General features: G+C 60.7%; 12 protein-coding genes. 7 read left to right on the top strand and 5 right to left on the bottom strand.

The features are described 5' to 3' along the window. Positions 1-13: 13 nt before the first annotated feature. The 3 genes from arcA to PSH64_RS23495 all read right to left on the bottom strand — a co-directional run bounded on the left by arcA (position 14) and on the right by PSH64_RS23495 (position 4,450). The gene (gene arcA / locus PSH64_RS23505) at positions 14-1,270 is read right to left on the bottom strand and encodes an arginine deiminase (RefSeq protein ID WP_105346552.1); all 1,257 of its coding nucleotides are present in this window, start codon (positions 1,268-1,270) and stop codon (positions 14-16) included. Positions 1,271-1,321: 51 nt separating this feature from the next. Then, complete coding sequence (arcD, locus tag PSH64_RS23500) at positions 1,322-2,749, bottom strand: arginine-ornithine antiporter (RefSeq protein WP_305478870.1); 1,428 nt, start codon at positions 2,747-2,749, stop codon at positions 1,322-1,324. A 369-nt stretch (positions 2,750-3,118) separates the two neighbouring features. Then, entirely contained in the window at positions 3,119-4,450 is a 1,332-nt protein-coding gene (locus PSH64_RS23495; RefSeq protein WP_305478869.1) for a CoA transferase, read from the bottom strand. A 469-nt stretch (positions 4,451-4,919) separates the two neighbouring features. On the opposite strand from PSH64_RS23495, the gene PSH64_RS23490 reads away from it, so the two are divergent. Continuing rightward, positions 4,920-5,282, top strand: a complete 363-nt coding sequence (locus tag PSH64_RS23490) for a DUF6124 family protein (RefSeq protein ID WP_096480962.1) — start codon at positions 4,920-4,922, stop codon at positions 5,280-5,282. Between the two features lie 149 nt (positions 5,283-5,431). Here PSH64_RS23490 and PSH64_RS23485 read toward each other — a convergent pair whose 3' ends face one another. Next, positions 5,432-5,896, bottom strand: a complete 465-nt coding sequence (locus PSH64_RS23485) for a methylglyoxal synthase (RefSeq protein ID WP_018926477.1) — start codon at positions 5,894-5,896, stop codon at positions 5,432-5,434. Positions 5,897-5,914: 18 nt separating this feature from the next. Next, entirely contained in the window at positions 5,915-6,916 is a 1,002-nt protein-coding gene (gene gap, locus PSH64_RS23480) for a type I glyceraldehyde-3-phosphate dehydrogenase (protein WP_018926476.1), read from the bottom strand. Positions 6,917-7,135: 219 nt separating this feature from the next. On the opposite strand from gap, the gene edd reads away from it, so the two are divergent. From edd to PSH64_RS23450, 6 genes are all read left to right on the top strand, one after another. Continuing rightward, the gene (gene edd / locus PSH64_RS23475; protein ID WP_019581468.1) at positions 7,136-8,962 is read left to right on the top strand and encodes a phosphogluconate dehydratase; all 1,827 of its coding nucleotides are present in this window, start codon (positions 7,136-7,138) and stop codon (positions 8,960-8,962) included. Next, positions 8,959-9,918 (top strand): glucokinase, encoded by a 960-nt coding sequence (locus PSH64_RS23470; RefSeq protein WP_305478868.1) that lies wholly within the window; start codon positions 8,959-8,961, stop codon positions 9,916-9,918. Before edd ends, PSH64_RS23470 begins: the two co-directional genes overlap by 4 nt. 194 nt (positions 9,919-10,112) lie before the next feature. Next, positions 10,113-10,844 (top strand): response regulator, encoded by a 732-nt coding sequence (locus tag PSH64_RS23465; RefSeq protein ID WP_007934711.1) that lies wholly within the window; start codon positions 10,113-10,115, stop codon positions 10,842-10,844. After that, on the top strand, positions 10,834-12,303 hold the full coding sequence (locus PSH64_RS23460; RefSeq protein ID WP_105346539.1) for an ATP-binding protein: 1,470 nt from the start codon (positions 10,834-10,836) through the stop codon (positions 12,301-12,303). Before PSH64_RS23465 ends, PSH64_RS23460 begins: the two co-directional genes overlap by 11 nt. A 228-nt stretch (positions 12,304-12,531) precedes the next feature. After that, the gene (locus PSH64_RS23455; RefSeq protein ID WP_305478867.1) at positions 12,532-13,791 is read left to right on the top strand and encodes an AGE family epimerase/isomerase; all 1,260 of its coding nucleotides are present in this window, start codon (positions 12,532-12,534) and stop codon (positions 13,789-13,791) included. A gap of 116 nt (positions 13,792-13,907) precedes the next feature. After that, a complete protein-coding gene (locus tag PSH64_RS23450) occupies positions 13,908-15,209 on the top strand; it encodes an ABC transporter substrate-binding protein (RefSeq protein ID WP_305478866.1) in 1,302 nt (433 codons plus the stop codon). Positions 15,210-15,340: the final 131 nt, after the last annotated feature.

Here is a 15,340-nt window from a genome sequence, read left to right as displayed (position 1 = left end):
CAAGGCTCGAAAGTTAATAATCGATAGGGTCGCGAATGATCGGGCAGGTCATGCAGTGGCCACCGCCGCGCCCGCGCCCGAGTTCACTGGCGCTGATGGTGATGACCTCCACGCCGGCCTTGCGTAGCAGGGTGTTGGTGTAAGTGTTGCGGTCGTAGCCGATGACCACGCCCGGCTCCAGCGCCACCACGTTGTTGCCGTCGTCCCATTGCTCGCGTTCGGCGGCGAAGGCGTTACCGCCGGTTTCGACGACACGCAGCGCCTTGAGGTTGAGGGCCTTGGCCACGGTGTCGAGGAAGCTGGTTTCTTCACGACGAACGTCGATGCCGCCCGGTTTGCTTTCATCGGGGCGCAGGCTGAAGGCGACGATCTGCTTCACCACTTCCGGGAAAATCGTCACCAGGTCGCGGTCGCAGAAACTGAACACGGTGTCCAGGTGCATCGCCGCGCGGGATTTCGGCAGACCGGCGACGATGACGCGTTCCACCGCTTTGTTCTTGAACAGGTTGACCGCCAATTGGCCGATAGCCTGGCGGGACGAGCGCTCGCCCATGCCGATCAACACCACGCCGTTGCCGATCGGCATCACATCGCCGCCCTCAAGGGTGGCGTTGCCGTGGTCCTGGTCGGGGTCGCCGTACCAGATCTGGAAGTCGGCGTGGGTGAACTGCGGGTGGAATTTGTAAATGGCGGTGGCCAGCAGGGTTTCCTGACGGCGCGCCGGCCAGTACATCGGGTTCAGGGTCACGCCGCCGTAGATCCAGCACGTGGTGTCGCGGGTGAACTGAGTGTTGGGCAGCGGCGGCAGAATGAAGCTGGAGTGTCCGAGGAAGTCGCGGAACATCTGAATGGTCTTGCCGCCGAAACTGTCCGGCAGGTCGTCGGCGGAAACCCCGCCGATGAGGAATTCGGCGATCTTGCGTGGCTCCAGGCTACGTAGCCAGGCACCCACTTCATGGACCAGGCCGAGGCCGACCGAATTGGCGGTGATCTTGCGTTCCAGAATCCAGTCCAGCGCTTCAGGGATGGCGACGATGTCGGTCAGCAGGTTGTGCATTTCCAGCACGTCGACACCACGCTCGCGCATTTTGGTGACGAAATCGAAGTGGTCGCGCTTGGCCTGGGCGACCCACAGCACATCATCGAACAGCAGTTCGTCGCAGTTGTTCGGGGTCAGCCGCTGGTGGGCCAGGCCGGGGGAGCAAACCAAGACTTTGCGCAGTTTTCCGGCTTCGGAATGGACGCCGTACTTAACTTTTTCCGTGGTCATTACCGTGTTCCTCCAGATGAAAACAATCAGGTGCTGCTTTTCACAACAGTGCTAAAGGGTCAGAAAGCCGTCATACAGCCCATAGGCCGCCACCAGGGCGCCTACGACGACGGCGGCGAAAATCAGCTTCTCGACGTTAGTGAAAACCGGTTTGTCGACTTCAAGCTTGGCCTTGGCGAACAGGAGCGCGCCGGGGGCATACAGCAGGGCGGAGAGCAGCAGGTATTTGACGCCGCCGGCGTACAGCAGCCAGATCGCGTAGATCAACGCGATGCCACCGATGATCAAATCTTTTCTGCGTTCGGCCAGGGCGTTTTCATAGCTCTCGCCGCGTACCGCCAGCAGCACGGCATAAGCCGCCGACCACAGGTACGGCACCAGAATCATCGAGGTGGCGAGGTAGATCAGCGACAGGTAAGTGCTGGCCGAAAACAGTGTGATGATCAGGAACAGCTGCACCATCGCGTTGGTCAGCCACAGCGCGTTGGCCGGTACCTGGTTGGCGTTTTCCCGGCGCAAAAACGCCGGCATGGTGTGGTCCTTGGCGGCGGCGAACATGATCTCCGCGCACAGCAGCACCCACGACAGCAGCGCCCCGAGCAAGGAAATGATCAGGCCGACGCTGATCAGCACCGCGCCCCAGTGACCGACCACATGTTCCAGCACCGCGGCCATCGATGGGTTCTGCAGTTTCGCCAGCGCGGGTTGGGTCATGATCCCCAGGGACAACACGTTCACCAGCATCAGGAACAGCAGCACGGTGATGAACCCGATGACGGTGGCTTTACCCACATCGCTGCGTACTTCGGCACGGGCCGAGAAGATGCTCGCGCCTTCGATGCCGATGAACACCCACACAGTGACCAGCATCATGTTGCGCACCTGGTTCATCACAGTGCCCAGATCAGGGTTTTTGATGCCCCAAATGTCGGCGGTGAAGATCTCCAGTTTGAAGGCGAACAATGCGATCAACACAAACAGCAGCAGCGGTACGACCTTGGCGACGGTGGTCACCAGGTTGATGAACGCCGCTTCCTTGATTCCTCGTAAAACCAGAAAGTGCACGGCCCAAAGCAGCAGCGAAGCACCGATGACGGCGGCAGGAGTATTTCCCTCTCCAAATAGCGGGAAGAAGTAACCGAGGGTGCTGAACAACAGAACGAAGTAACCCACATTGCCCAGCCAGGCACTGATCCAGTATCCCCAGGCCGACGAGAAACCCATGTAGTCGCCGAAACCGGCCTTGGCGTAGGCATAAACACCGCCATCCAGCTCAGGCTTGCGATTGGCCAGGGTCTGGAAGACGAAGGCCAGGGTCAGCATGCCCACCGCGGTAATTGCCCAACCAATCAGAACAGCACCGACGTCAGCACTGGCGGCCATGTTCTGGGGCAAAGAAAAGATCCCGCCACCAATCATTGAACCGACCACTAACGCAACAAGCGCGCCGAGTTTCAGTTTTCCGGGGTTTTCAGACATTGCATGACTCCATTGCAGGAGAAGAGAGGCCACAGCGTAATTCCGTTGGCTGTTCAATCAGCTGATATAGATCAGTGCATGGGCACATTCCATTGTTATTGAAAGACTTATGTATCTTTGTCGGGCATACAGATGTTGATGTAAAAAAAGCAGGCGCTGAAGCTATAGATTATTCAGCGATAAATAAAAGACGCTATTGAGACTAATTGATTAAGGTTATTTCGCTTTATCTATTTAGTTAAAAGTCACTGCTTTGCAGCGTTGAGGTATTTGCAGTGACTGTTCTGGCCTCATCGCGGGCAAGCCACGCTCCCACAGGATCACGCTGTACCTGTGGGAGCGGGCTTGCCCGCGATAGCTATCTGATGATCACCACCACTGCGCGCGATGGGCACCCAATTCCCCGGCTGGCAGCGCCCACTGCAGTGGCGTCCCGGTGATCTTCAACGGCACCTGCAACCGATGGGCTGGCCCCCACGGTGTTTGCTCAATCAACATCCCTTGATCGAGGTCATCCTCTGCGCGCAATGGCTCGTTGGTTCCGGTGCCATGCTCGATCAACAGCTTCGCCGTCCGTGCCAGTGACAACCGTGCAGAGCCACCGTGCCCCAATAGCTTGATCGCACTGGCCGCCATCAAATACCCGGTGGCATGGTCAAGGGCCTGGACCGGCAGCGGTGTCGGTTTATCCGCCTTCTTCCAGTGCATGCCCGCGTCGGCAATCCCGCTGCTCATCTGCACCAGGCTGTCGAAGCCGCGACGGTTCTGCCAAGGGCCGCTCCAGCCGTAGGCGTTGAGACAAACATCGATCAGGCCGGGGGCCAGTGCCTGGCGTTGGGCGGTGCCGTAACCCAGGCGTTCCAAAGCATCGGCGCGGTAGCCGTGGAGCAGAATGTCGGCGTCTTTGAGCAGGCTTTCGAATACCGCGCGATCGGCTTTGTCGTGCAGATCCAGGCGCGCACAACGTTTGCCCAAGGTGACTTCCGGCACCACCCCCGGTTCGTTCCAGGTCGGTGGGTCGATGCGCAGCACATCGGCGCCGAGCCCGGCGAGGAAGCGGCTGGCGATCGGGCCGGCGAGCACTCGCGTGAGGTCCAGCACCTTGATCCCGGCCAACGGTTGCGCCACCGAGCCCTGCCACGGTTTGGCGGTTTGGTTGCCACCGACGCTGAACTGAATCAACGGCTCGGCGTTCACGGCCCGACCTTGGGGGTGAGCTTGCCATTGCTTCCAGCTGCGCATCTCGGCGGCGCAACCACCGGCCTCGACCACCGCCTGTTCCAGATCGCTCTTGGCCCACTGAGCCACTTTGCTCGCCATCGCTGTGCGGTCGGCACAGGCGCCGAGCACTGATTCAGCAGCGGCGCGGTGATGGGGCGCGTTGGTGTGCAGGCGGATCCAGCCATCCTTGGTTGCATAGTCGCCGGCGACCGGATCCCACAACGGCGGGACGCTCCAACCCACGGGGCGGATCGAGGTGGCGAACCAGAACGACGCCAGGCGGCGGTCAACTTCAAGGCTGGGCAAGCGACCGGTTTGTTGATGCAGCAGTTCGCTGGCGGCCTGGCCGGCGGCGGCGATGCTGGCGCAGGCCAGATCGGTCACGGCAAAAGCCGAGGGCAGGGCGCCGCTCGAGGTGAACGGGATTGGGATGTGAGGCAAGCCGAGTGCGGCTTGAATGGACGTGAGTAAATCAGTCATCGAAGGCCCTCCGGAGCGAGAGCCCGAGCATAGTTCAAAAAGACGGCTCGGCCAGATGAAATCCTGTGGGAGCAAGACCGATCTGTCAGGGTATTCATCGATTTCCGAGCGCCAATACACACGATCCAGAATGAATGTTTAACGACACCCTGTGTTACGTCCTAAAGCCCACGAAACCTTGCGCCGTTGCCTACGCCTGCGCCAGAATCCGCCGGCTTGTGCGCCTTGGGGCCGGTCGGTAACTTGATTCGCATCACTGATTCCCAGTGATCGGGTTTAGCAGCCCGTGGTTAACCTAAGGTCGTACGCGCACTATCAGTCAGGCTCCATGCCTGCATTTGATGGCGGCTGTACGCAGGGCGCTTCGGCGCGCCGGCTTCCTTAGGTTCCCCGGTCTGCTAACCTGCGTTCAGCTGTCACCCCTTCTTTTAGCAGAGAAGAGGTTCCAGCATTATTTTGGAACCTGAAAATGATAAAGCCTACGCCTAACCCACCGGTCACCGATCCGGTCTCCCCCTACGAATCCCCCGATTCCAGAAAACTCAACGAAGCCGCCGAGCGCGCCCTCGACCATTACCTCAACCCGGCGGCCACGGTCATGGCCACACCCTACCAACCCAACAAGCTGTACCTGGCCAACCCGGCGGCCGCCACCGAGCCGATGCTGGTCAACGCCAGCGAAACCCTGGGCTCGGCCACCGTCATGCTCAACGACTTCGCGGCCTTGCTGGAAGGCACCCACCGCAAAACCCTGCTGGGTATCGCGCAGGTGGTGATGTTGGCTGAACTGGCTGTGAATCAGGTGCTGGATAAGGTGGTGCCGACTGAGTAATTCCCAGTGGCGGGGGGGGGGGGGCTGTTGGCTGAGTTCAGAATTTGAGTTGGCTGACTTGACGCCTTCGCGGGCAAGCCCGCTCCCACAGGGATGTGTATTGCCCTGTGGGAGCGAGCCTGTTGTCACAGAGGATTTATGCCAGCGCTTTACCCGCGCCCCTGCAGATAGGTCGCGTAATCCGGGATGCGGTGTTCGTGAGCCTGATCCATCAACGGGCTGCTGAGCAGGTAGTCGGCGCTGCATTCGTTGCAGGCCACCGGGATGTTCCACACCGCCGCGACCCGCAGTAATGCCTTGATGTCCGGGTCGTGGGGTTGCGGTTCGAACGGGTCCCAGAAGAACACCAGCATGTCGACCCGCTGCTCGGCGATTTGCGCGCCGAGTTGCTGGTCGCCGCCCAGTGGACCGCTGATCATGCTTTCTACCGGCAGGCCGAGGCGTTGTTGCAACAACAACCCCGTGGTGCCGGTGGCGATCAGTTCATGCTGCGCGAGTTTGTCTTTCTGTCGCTCGGCCCAGTCCAACAAAAACACTTTGCAGTGGTCATGGGCGACCAGGGCGATACGCTTGCGCGCCGCCATGGTCTTTTGCGTAAAGCTGATACCGATCATCGGTTGCTGCTCCACGGTTTACTCTGCGTTGCAGAGCGCCAGGCAGTTATCGAGCATGCGGTTGGAGAAGCCCCATTCGTTGTCGTACCAGGCCAGCACTTTGAGCAGCTTGCCGCTGGACTTGGTGTGGTTGGCGTCGAAGATCGACGACAGTGGGTTGTGGTTGAAGTCGCTGGATACCAGCGGCAGGGCGTTGTAGCCGAGAATCTTCGAGTGCTGGCTGGCTTGTTTGAGCAGTGCATTGACTTCATCGGCCGACGCTTCGCGCTTGAGCTGCACGGTCAGGTCCACCAGCGATACGTTGATCACCGGAACACGCACCGCCATGCCAGTCAGTTTGCCCGCCAGGTCCGGCAGCACCAGGCCTACCGCTTCAGCGGCGCCAGTCTTGCTCGGGATCATGTTCTGGGTGGCGGAACGGGCGCGGTACGGGTCGGTGTGGTAGACGTCGGTCAGGTTCTGGTCGTTGGTGTAGGCGTGAATAGTGGTCATCAGACCGCTTTCGATGCCCAGCTCGCGGTGCAGCACCTGGGCCACCGGGGCCAGACAGTTGGTGGTGCACGAGGCGTTGGAGATGATCTGGTGCGACTGGCGCAGAATGTCGTGGTTAACCCCATAAACCACAGTGGCGTCGGCGCCTTTGGCCGGGGCCGAGATAATCACTTTGCGCGCGCCGGCCGTAATATGGGCGGCGGCTTTGGCACGGTCGGTGAACAGACCGGTGCATTCGAATACGACGTCGACCTTCTCCGCGGCCCAAGGCAATTCGGCCGGGTTGCGAATGGCGCTGACCGAAATACGGTCGCCGTTGACGGTCAGGCTTTCCTGATCGTGCTGGACATCGGCATCGAATGTGCCGTGAACGGTGTCGTATTTCAGGAGGTGAGCATTCATCGAGCTGTCGCCCAGGTCGTTGATTGCCACGATCTGCAGATCCTGGCGATAGCCTTGGGTATACAGTGCGCGCAGGACATTACGGCCGATACGGCCAAAACCATTGATTGCGATTCGAAGAGTCATTTACAGCGCCGCCGTCGTTTTGTTGTTGGAATTACAAGATTATTCGCAAAAAAATAGAAAACAAGCCTTTTTAGTGGCAATATTTTGTTTTATCTACAACGAGTGACCTGAATCAACTGGTCCGAATGATCAAGAAAGCCGTCTGTCATCCCGATCACAACGGCGTTTGATCAGCATAGACAATCAGGTCGCCACATCCGTTAGCCTGGAGTTCTACACATGCATCCCCGCGTCCTTGAGGTCACCGAACGGCTTATCGCCCGCAGCCGCGCCACACGTGAGGCTTACCTTGCATTGATCCGTGGCGCCGCCAGTGACGGCCCGATGCGTGGCAAGCTGCAATGCGCCAACTTCGCCCACGGCGTGGCCGGATGTGGCAGCGACGACAAGCACAGCTTGCGGATGATGAACTCCGCCAACATCGCAATTGTTTCGTCATATAACGACATGCTCTCGGCGCACCAGCCGTACGAAGTCTTTCCTGAACAGATCAAAAAAGCCCTGCGCGAAATCGGCTCCGTCGGCCAGTTCGCCGGTGGCACCCCAGCCATGTGCGATGGCGTGACCCAGGGCGAGCCAGGCATGGAACTGAGCCTGCCGAGCCGTGAAGTGATCGCGTTGTCCACCGCCGTGGCGCTGTCCCACAACATGTTCGACGGCGCGCTGATGCTCGGCATCTGCGACAAGATCGTGCCGGGCCTGATGATGGGCGCGTTGCGTTTCGGTCATCTGCCGATGATTTTCGTGCCGGGCGGGCCGATGGTGTCGGGCATCTCCAACAAGCAGAAAGCCGATGTGCGTCAGCGCTACGCCGAAGGCAAGGCGACCCGCGAAGAGCTGCTGGAATCGGAGATGAAGTCCTACCACAGCCCTGGCACCTGCACCTTCTACGGCACCGCCAACACCAACCAGTTGCTGATGGAAGTCATGGGCCTGCACTTGCCAGGCGCCTCGTTCGTCAACCCGAACACCCCGTTGCGCGATGCCCTGACCCGCGAAGCGGCGCATCAGGTCACGCGCCTGACCAAGCAGAATGGCAACTTCCTGCCGATCGGCGAAATCGTCGACGAGCGTTCGCTGGTCAACTCGATCGTGGCCCTGCACGCCACCGGCGGCTCGACCAACCACACTTTGCACATGCCGGCCATCGCCATGGCCGCAGGCATCCAGTTGACTTGGCAGGACATGGCCGACCTCTCCGAGGTGGTGCCGACCCTGAGCCACGTGTACCCGAACGGCAAAGCCGACATCAACCACTTCCAGGCAGCGGGCGGCATGTCGTTCCTGATCCGTGAACTGCTGGAAGCCGGCCTGCTGCATGAAAACGTCAACACCGTGCTCGGCCACGGCCTGAGCCGCTACACCAAAGAGCCGTTCCTCGAAAACGGCGAGCTGGTCTGGCGCGAAGGCCCGATCGAAAGCCTCGACGAAAACATCCTGCGCCCAGTGGCTCGCGCATTCTCGGCAGAGGGCGGTTTGCGGGTGATGGAAGGCAACCTCGGCCGTGGCGTGATGAAAGTCTCGGCGGTCGCCCTGGAAAACCAGGTCGTCGAAGCCCCGGCCATGGTGTTCCAGGATCAGCAGGACCTGGCCGATGCGTTCAAGGCCGGGCTGCTGGAGAAGGATTTTGTCGCGGTGATGCGCTTCCAGGGGCCACGCTCCAACGGCATGCCGGAACTGCACAAAATGACGCCGTTCCTCGGCGTGTTGCAGGACCGTGGCTTCAAAGTTGCGTTGGTGACTGACGGGCGCATGTCCGGCGCCTCGGGGAAAATCCCGGCGGCGATCCACGTCAGCCCCGAAGCTTATGTGGGCGGTGCTTTGGCACGGGTGCGTGAGGGCGATATCATCCGCGTCGATGGCGTCAAAGGCACCCTGGAGCTTAAGGTGGACGCCGAAGAATTCGCAGCACGGGAGCCGGCCAAAGGTCTGTTGGGCAACAACATCGGCACCGGTCGCGAACTGTTTGGTTTCATGCGCATGGCCTTCAGCTCCGCAGAGCAAGGCGCCAGCGCCTTTACTTCTGCCCTGGAGACGCTTAATTGAAACTGGCTTTGGTCGGTGACATCGGTGGGACCAACGCACGTTTCGCGTTGTGGAAAAACCAGCAGCTGGAATCAGTCCAGGTGCTGGCAACGGCAGACCACTCCACCCCGGAAGAAGCGATTGCGCTGTACCTGAACGGGCTCGGCCTGGCGCCGGGTGCGATCGGTTCGGTGTGCCTGTCGGTGGCGGGCCCTGTGAGCGGTGATGAATTCAAGTTCACCAACAATCACTGGCGGCTCAGCCGCAAGGGTTTCTGCAAGACCTTGCAGGTGGATCAACTGCTGCTGGTCAACGATTTTTCGGCCATGGCGCTGGGCATGACCCGCTTGCAGCCGGGCGAGTTCCGGGTGGTCTGCGAAGGCACGCCGGAGCCGTTGCGGCCGGCGGTGGTGATCGGTCCGGGTACCGGCTTGGGCGTAGGCACGTTGCTCGATCTGGGCGAAGGCCGTTTTGCCGCGTTGCCGGGGGAGGGCGGTCACGTCGATCTGCCGCTGAGCAGCCCGCGGGAAACCCAACTGTGGCAACACATCTACAACGAGATCGGCCATGTCAGCGCTGAAACGGCATTGAGCGGCAGTGGTTTGCCGCGGGTCTACCGGGCGATCTGCGCGGTGGATGGTCACACGCCTGTGCTCGACACACCTGAGGCGATCACGGCGGCCGGGCTGGCGGGTGATCCGATCGCCATGGAAGTGCTTGAGCAGTTCTGCTGCTGGCTCGGCCGCGTGGCCGGCAACAATGTGCTGACCACCGGTGCACGGGGTGGTGTGTACATCGTTGGCGGGGTGATTCCACGGTTTGCCGACTTTTTCGTTAAAAGCGGTTTCGCCCGGTGCTTTGCCGACAAGGGTTGCATGAGCGATTACTTCAAAGGCATTCCGGTGTGGCTGGTGACAGCGCCGTATTCCGGCCTTGTTGGCGCGGGTGTGGCGCTGGAGCAATCCATTCCAGCCTGAAATGCAATCAAAAATGTGGGAGCGGGCTTGCTCGCGAATGCGGTGTGTCAGTCAACGTTGATGTTGAATGTGATGGCCCCTTCGCGAGCAAGTCGAATCGTCGCACCGCCGCTCCCACAGTAGTTCTGCAGTGTTTGTAGATTCGGTGCTTAAGGCATAATCCTCCCTAACACAAACAACAAGGATGCCGCCCCGTGAGCTCAGTCAACAAGTCGATTTTGTTGGTCGATGACGATCAAGAGATACGCGAGTTGCTGGACACCTACCTGACTCGTGCCGGTTTCCAGGTCCGCACCACGCCCGATGGCGCAGGCTTTCGTCAGGCGCTGAACGAGGCACCGAGCGATCTGGTGATCCTCGACGTGATGCTGCCGGACGAAGACGGTTTCAGCCTCTGCCGCTGGATCCGCCAGCACCCGCGCCAGGCCCACGTGCCGATCATCATGCTCACCGCCAGTTCCGACGAGGCCGACCGCGTCATCGGCCTGGAACTGGGCGCCGACGACTACCTCGGCAAACCCTTCAGCCCCCGTGAATTGCAGGCGCGCATCAAAGCCCTGTTGCGCCGTGCGCAGTTCGGTCAGGAGCGCTCCGGCGGTGAAGTGCTGGCCTTCGACGACTGGCGGCTGGACATGGTCAGCCATCGGCTGTTCCACACCGACGGCGAGGAAGTGATTCTCTCCGGCGCCGATTTCGCCCTGCTGAAACTGTTCCTCGATCATCCCCAGGAAATCCTCGACCGCGACACCATCGGCAACGCCACCCGTGGCCGTGACCTGATGCCGCTCGATCGCATCGTCGACATGGCGGTCAGCCGTTTGCGTCAGCGCCTGCGCGACACCGAAAAACCGCCGCGACTGATCCGTACCGTGCGTGGCAGCGGCTACCAACTGGCAGCCAACGTGGTTGCCGGCAATGGCCACTGAGTTCCTGCGCAAGCTCGCCGGGCGCGTGCCGGTGCCGCGCTCGCTGCTCGGGCGCATGTTGCTGCTGACCCTGTTGGCGGTGCTGTTTGCCCAGACGCTGTCGAGCGTGATCTGGGTTTCGCAACTGCGTGCTACCCAGCTCGAAGGCCTGGTCACCAGCGCCCGCAGCCTGGCCCATTCGATGACGGCCAGCGTCAGCTATTTCCGCTCATTGCCGGTGGCGTTTCGGCCGCTGGTGCTCGACCAGTTGCGCAGCATGGGCGGCACCCGGTTCGTGGTGACCCTCAACGACAAACCCTTAGGCATGGAAGTGCTGCCGATCACCCCGCGCAAAGAAGCGGTGCTCAAAGCGGTGGACGAGGTGCTGCGCCAGTCGCTGGGCCAGGACGCGGATATTTCGGTGACGTTCGTCAGCCCCGAAGACCTGCGGATCTTCAATAGCGGGCTGAAACTCGATGAATTGCCACGCTCCTGGGCGCACTACGCGTTGACCCTGGAGCCAGTGAACCCGCCGGTGCTGGTCACGCAAATCCAGATGGCGCCGGGGGAATGGCTGTACATCGCTTCGCTGTTGCCCGAGCCCTACACCAGTCTCGAAGAGCAAGGCCTGCCGGCGCAGCAAGTCTGGTTCATCGTACTTACCAGCGGCTTCTTGCTCCTGTTCATCGGCCTGCTGGTGCACTGGCAGAGCCGACCGCTCAAGCGATTGGCGCGGGCGGCGCGGGACATGTCCCTGGGCGCCGAAGTCGAACCGGTGGCCGAGGGCGGTGGCAGTGAAGTGGTGGAGGTGGGGCGCGCTTTCAATGCGATGCGCGAGCGCATCAGCCGTTACTTGACCGAGCGCAGCCAGTTGTTCAGCGCAATCTCCCATGACTTGCGCACGCCGATCACCCGGTTGCGACTGCGGGTTGAATTGCTCGAAGACGAAAAGCTGCAGGCCAAGTTCGGTCGCGATCTGGATGAGCTGGAGTTGCTGGTCAAAGGTGCGCTGCAATGCGTGAAAGACACTGACATCCACGAAAACATCGAGCCGGTGGACCTCAACCATGTGCTCGACTGCCTGGTGGAACCGTATCTGGCGCCTAACGGCAATGGCCGCGTGACCCAGCAGGGGCGGGCGCTGGCGCCGTATCCCGGCAAGCCACTGGCGCTCAAGCGCTGCATCGGCAACCTGATCGACAACGCCTTGAAGTACGGGCAGAACGCGCATCTGCACATCGATGACGACGAGAGTGCGTTCGTCCTGCATGTCGACGACGAAGGCCCGGGCGTGCCGGAGCAGCGGCTGGAGCAAGTGTTCGAGCCGCACTTCCGCCTGGCCGGGCAGCAGCAGGGGTATGGCCTGGGGCTGGGGATTGCGCGCAACATCGCCCATAGCCATGGCGGTGAAGTCAGCCTGCAAAACCTGCGTGAAGGCGGGTTGCGCGTGACGTTGCAGTTGCCGCGTAGTGTTGATTAGGAAGACCGCGTTATCGTTCTTCGCGAGCAAGCCCGCTCCCACATTGGATTTGTGTACGACGCAGAACCACTGTGGGAGCGGGCTTGCTCGCGAAGACGTCAGTCCCTTCAATACATCTCTTAAGGTAAATGTCACAGCCCGGTGACATAACTCACCCCCTTCGTTACCTGCCCGCCACCGACCGTTGTTTAGACTGGTCCCAGTCATAACAACAAAAAAAGGTATCGCATGGACACCTTCCAACCCGCCTTCAGCAGTTGGCTGAACGCGCCTGCCCATCAGCAATGGCTCGCCGCCGAAGGCCTGCGCCTGCTGGCGTTTGCCAGGGCTTCAAAGCTTGCCGAAGGTTTCGGCAGCCTTGATGAAAAGGGGCGCCTTCCAGCCAGCGCCCAAGCTGAAACCATGAACACCGCGCGCATGACCCACAGCTTCGCCATGGCTCATATCCAGGGCCTGCCGGGTTTCGCCGAACTGGTGGACCACGGCATCAAAGCCCTCAGCGGGCCGCTGCGTGACGCCGAGCACGGTGGCTGGTTCGCCACCCCCGAACACCACGACGGCAATACCGGCAAAGCCGCTTACCTGCATGCCTTCGTGGCGTTGGCCGCGAGTTCTGCGGTGGTTGCCCAGCGTCCCGGTGCGCAAGCCTTGCTCGATGAGGCGATCCACATCATCGACAGCCATTTCTGGAGCGAGGAGGAGGGCGCCCTGCGCGAATCCTTCAACCGCGACTGGAGCTGTGATGAAGCCTATCGCGGCGCCAACAGCAACATGCACGCCACCGAAGCCTTCCTCGCCCTGGCCGATGTCACCGAGGACAACCGCTGGCTGATTCGCGCACAGCGCATCGTCGAGCGTGTCATTCACGAACACGCCGCCGCCAACGATTACCTGGTGGTCGAGCATTTCGACCGCGACTGGCAGCCGCTGCGCGACTACAACCACGACAACCCGGCCGACGGTTTCCGTCCTTACGGCACCACGCCGGGTCATGGTTTCGAATGGGCACGGTTGTTACTGCACCTTGAAGCGGCCCGGGTGCAAGCCGGGATGCTCACACCGGGGTGGCTGGTCACCGATGCGCAAAAACTCTTCGAGCACAATTGCCGTCACGGCTGGGACGTCGACGGCGCGCCGGGCATTGTCTACACCCTCGACTGGGACAATCGCGCGGTGGTTCGTCATCGTTTGCACTGGACTCATTGCGAGGCCAGCGCCGCCGCCAGTGCGCTGCTCAAACGCACCGGTGACGAGCAATACGAGCGCTGGTACCGACTGTTCTGGGAATTCTGTGATCGTCATTTCATCGACCGCTGCGATGGCAGCTGGCATCACGAGCTCGATCCGCTGAACCGTCCGAGCGCCGATATCTGGGCCGGTAAACCCGACCTGTATCACGCCTGGCAGGCTGTATTGATCCCGCGCCTGCCGCTGGCGCCGAGTATGGCCAGTGCGCTGGCGCAATTGTCCCAGAGCGCTCCTGTGTAACCATGTGGTGACATTCGAACGTCCCTTCGTTACCTGCGAAGGGATGACTCCTGTTTAGAATCCATGCAGCGCAAGCACCAGACTTGCATGCATAACAACAAGAAAGGTACTACTAGATGAATGCGATTTCTCGCCTCGCTACTGTCATTTCTCTCGCTTCACTGCTTCCCGTTGCAGCATTCCCGCTCAGTGCCCTTGCCGCCGATTCCAAAGGTTCGGTGGAAGTCGTTCACTGGTGGACGTCTGGTGGTGAAAAAGCAGCTGTCGATGTGCTCAAGGCTCAAGTCGAAAAAGACGGCTTCACCTGGAAAGACGGCGCAGTCGCCGGCGGTGGCGGTGCTACTGCCATGACCGTACTCAAAAGCCGCGCCGTGGCCGGTAACCCGCCGGGCGTAGCGCAGATCAAAGGTCCGGACATTCAGGAATGGGCGTCTACCGGTCTGCTCGATACCGACGTCTTGAAAGACACTGCCAAAACTGAGAAGTGGGACAGCCTGCTCGACAAGAAAGTCTCCGATACCGTGAAGTACGACGGTAACTATGTGGCCGTGCCGGTGAACATTCACCGCGTCAACTGGTTGTGGATCAATCCGGAAGTCTTCAAGAAAGCCGGCATCGAAAAAGCGCCAACCACCCTTCAGGAATTCTACGCGGCCGGTGACAAGCTCAAGGCTGCGGGCTTCATTGCGCTTGCCCACGGTGGCCAGCCTTGGCAGGACAGCACCGTGTTCGAAGCGGTGGTCCTGTCGGTCATGGGCGTCGATGGCTACAAGAAAGCCCTGGTCGATCTGGATAACGCGGCGCTGACCGGTCCTGACATGGTCAAGGCGCTGACCGAGCTGAAGAAAGTCGCGACCTACATGGACGCCGACGGCAAAGGCCAGGACTGGAACCTGGAGGCGGCCAAGGTCATCAACGGCAAGGCCGGCATGCAGATCATGGGTGACTGGGCCAAGAGCGAGTGGACAGCGGCCAAGAAAGTCGCCGGCAAGGATTACGAGTGCGTAGCCTTCCCGGGCACCGACAAGGCCTTTACCTACAACATCGACTCGCTGGCCGTGTTCAAGCAGAAAGACAAGGGCACTGCTGCAGCTCAGCAGGACATTGCCAAGGTCGTGCTGGGTGAGAACTTCCAGAAAGTCTTCAGCATCAACAAGGGCTCGATCCCGGTTCGAAACGACATGCTGAGCGACATGGGCAAGTACGGTTTCGACTCCTGCGCCCAGACGGCTGCCAAAGACTTCCTGGCGGACGCCAAGTCCGGTGGCTTGCAGCCGAGCATGGCGCACAACATGGCGACCACGCTGGCGGTACAGGGTGCTTTCTTTGATGTCGTGACCAACTTCATCAACGATCCGAAAGCCGATCCTGCCACTGCCGCCAAGCAACTCGGCACTGCCATCAAAGCGGCCAAGTAACCGTTAGCCGCGCCCCCCTGTGGGAGGGATTTTGTGGGAGTCGGGCTTGCCCGCGATGCAGACACCTCGGGTTATCAGTTGCACCGAGGTGATGCCATCGCAGGCAAGCCAGCTCCCACAGAAGGCCGCTC

It is taken from the genome of Pseudomonas sp. FP1742, assembly GCF_030687145.1.
In the GTDB taxonomy this organism is placed as follows: Bacteria; Pseudomonadota; Gammaproteobacteria; order Pseudomonadales; family Pseudomonadaceae; genus Aquipseudomonas; species Aquipseudomonas frederiksbergensis_D.
This window is presented reverse-complemented; position numbering and strand designations above follow the sequence as displayed.

Coding starts and splice junctions, on each gene's coding strand:
- arcA (WP_105346552.1), bottom strand. CDS start 1,270: ATGACCACGGAAAAAGTTAAGTACGGCGTCCATTCCGAAGCCGGAAAA.
- arcD (WP_305478870.1), bottom strand. CDS start 2,749: ATGTCTGAAAACCCCGGAAAACTGAAACTCGGCGCGCTTGTTGCGTTA.
- PSH64_RS23495 (WP_305478869.1), bottom strand. CDS start 4,450: ATGACTGATTTACTCACGTCCATTCAAGCCGCACTCGGCTTGCCTCAC.
- PSH64_RS23490 (WP_096480962.1), top strand. CDS start 4,920: ATGATAAAGCCTACGCCTAACCCACCGGTCACCGATCCGGTCTCCCCC.
- PSH64_RS23485 (WP_018926477.1), bottom strand. CDS start 5,896: ATGATCGGTATCAGCTTTACGCAAAAGACCATGGCGGCGCGCAAGCGT.
- gap (WP_018926476.1), bottom strand. CDS start 6,916: ATGACTCTTCGAATCGCAATCAATGGTTTTGGCCGTATCGGCCGTAAT.
- edd (WP_019581468.1), top strand. CDS start 7,136: ATGCATCCCCGCGTCCTTGAGGTCACCGAACGGCTTATCGCCCGCAGC.
- PSH64_RS23460 (WP_105346539.1), top strand. CDS start 10,834: ATGGCCACTGAGTTCCTGCGCAAGCTCGCCGGGCGCGTGCCGGTGCCG.
- PSH64_RS23455 (WP_305478867.1), top strand. CDS start 12,532: ATGGACACCTTCCAACCCGCCTTCAGCAGTTGGCTGAACGCGCCTGCC.
- PSH64_RS23450 (WP_305478866.1), top strand. CDS start 13,908: ATGAATGCGATTTCTCGCCTCGCTACTGTCATTTCTCTCGCTTCACTG.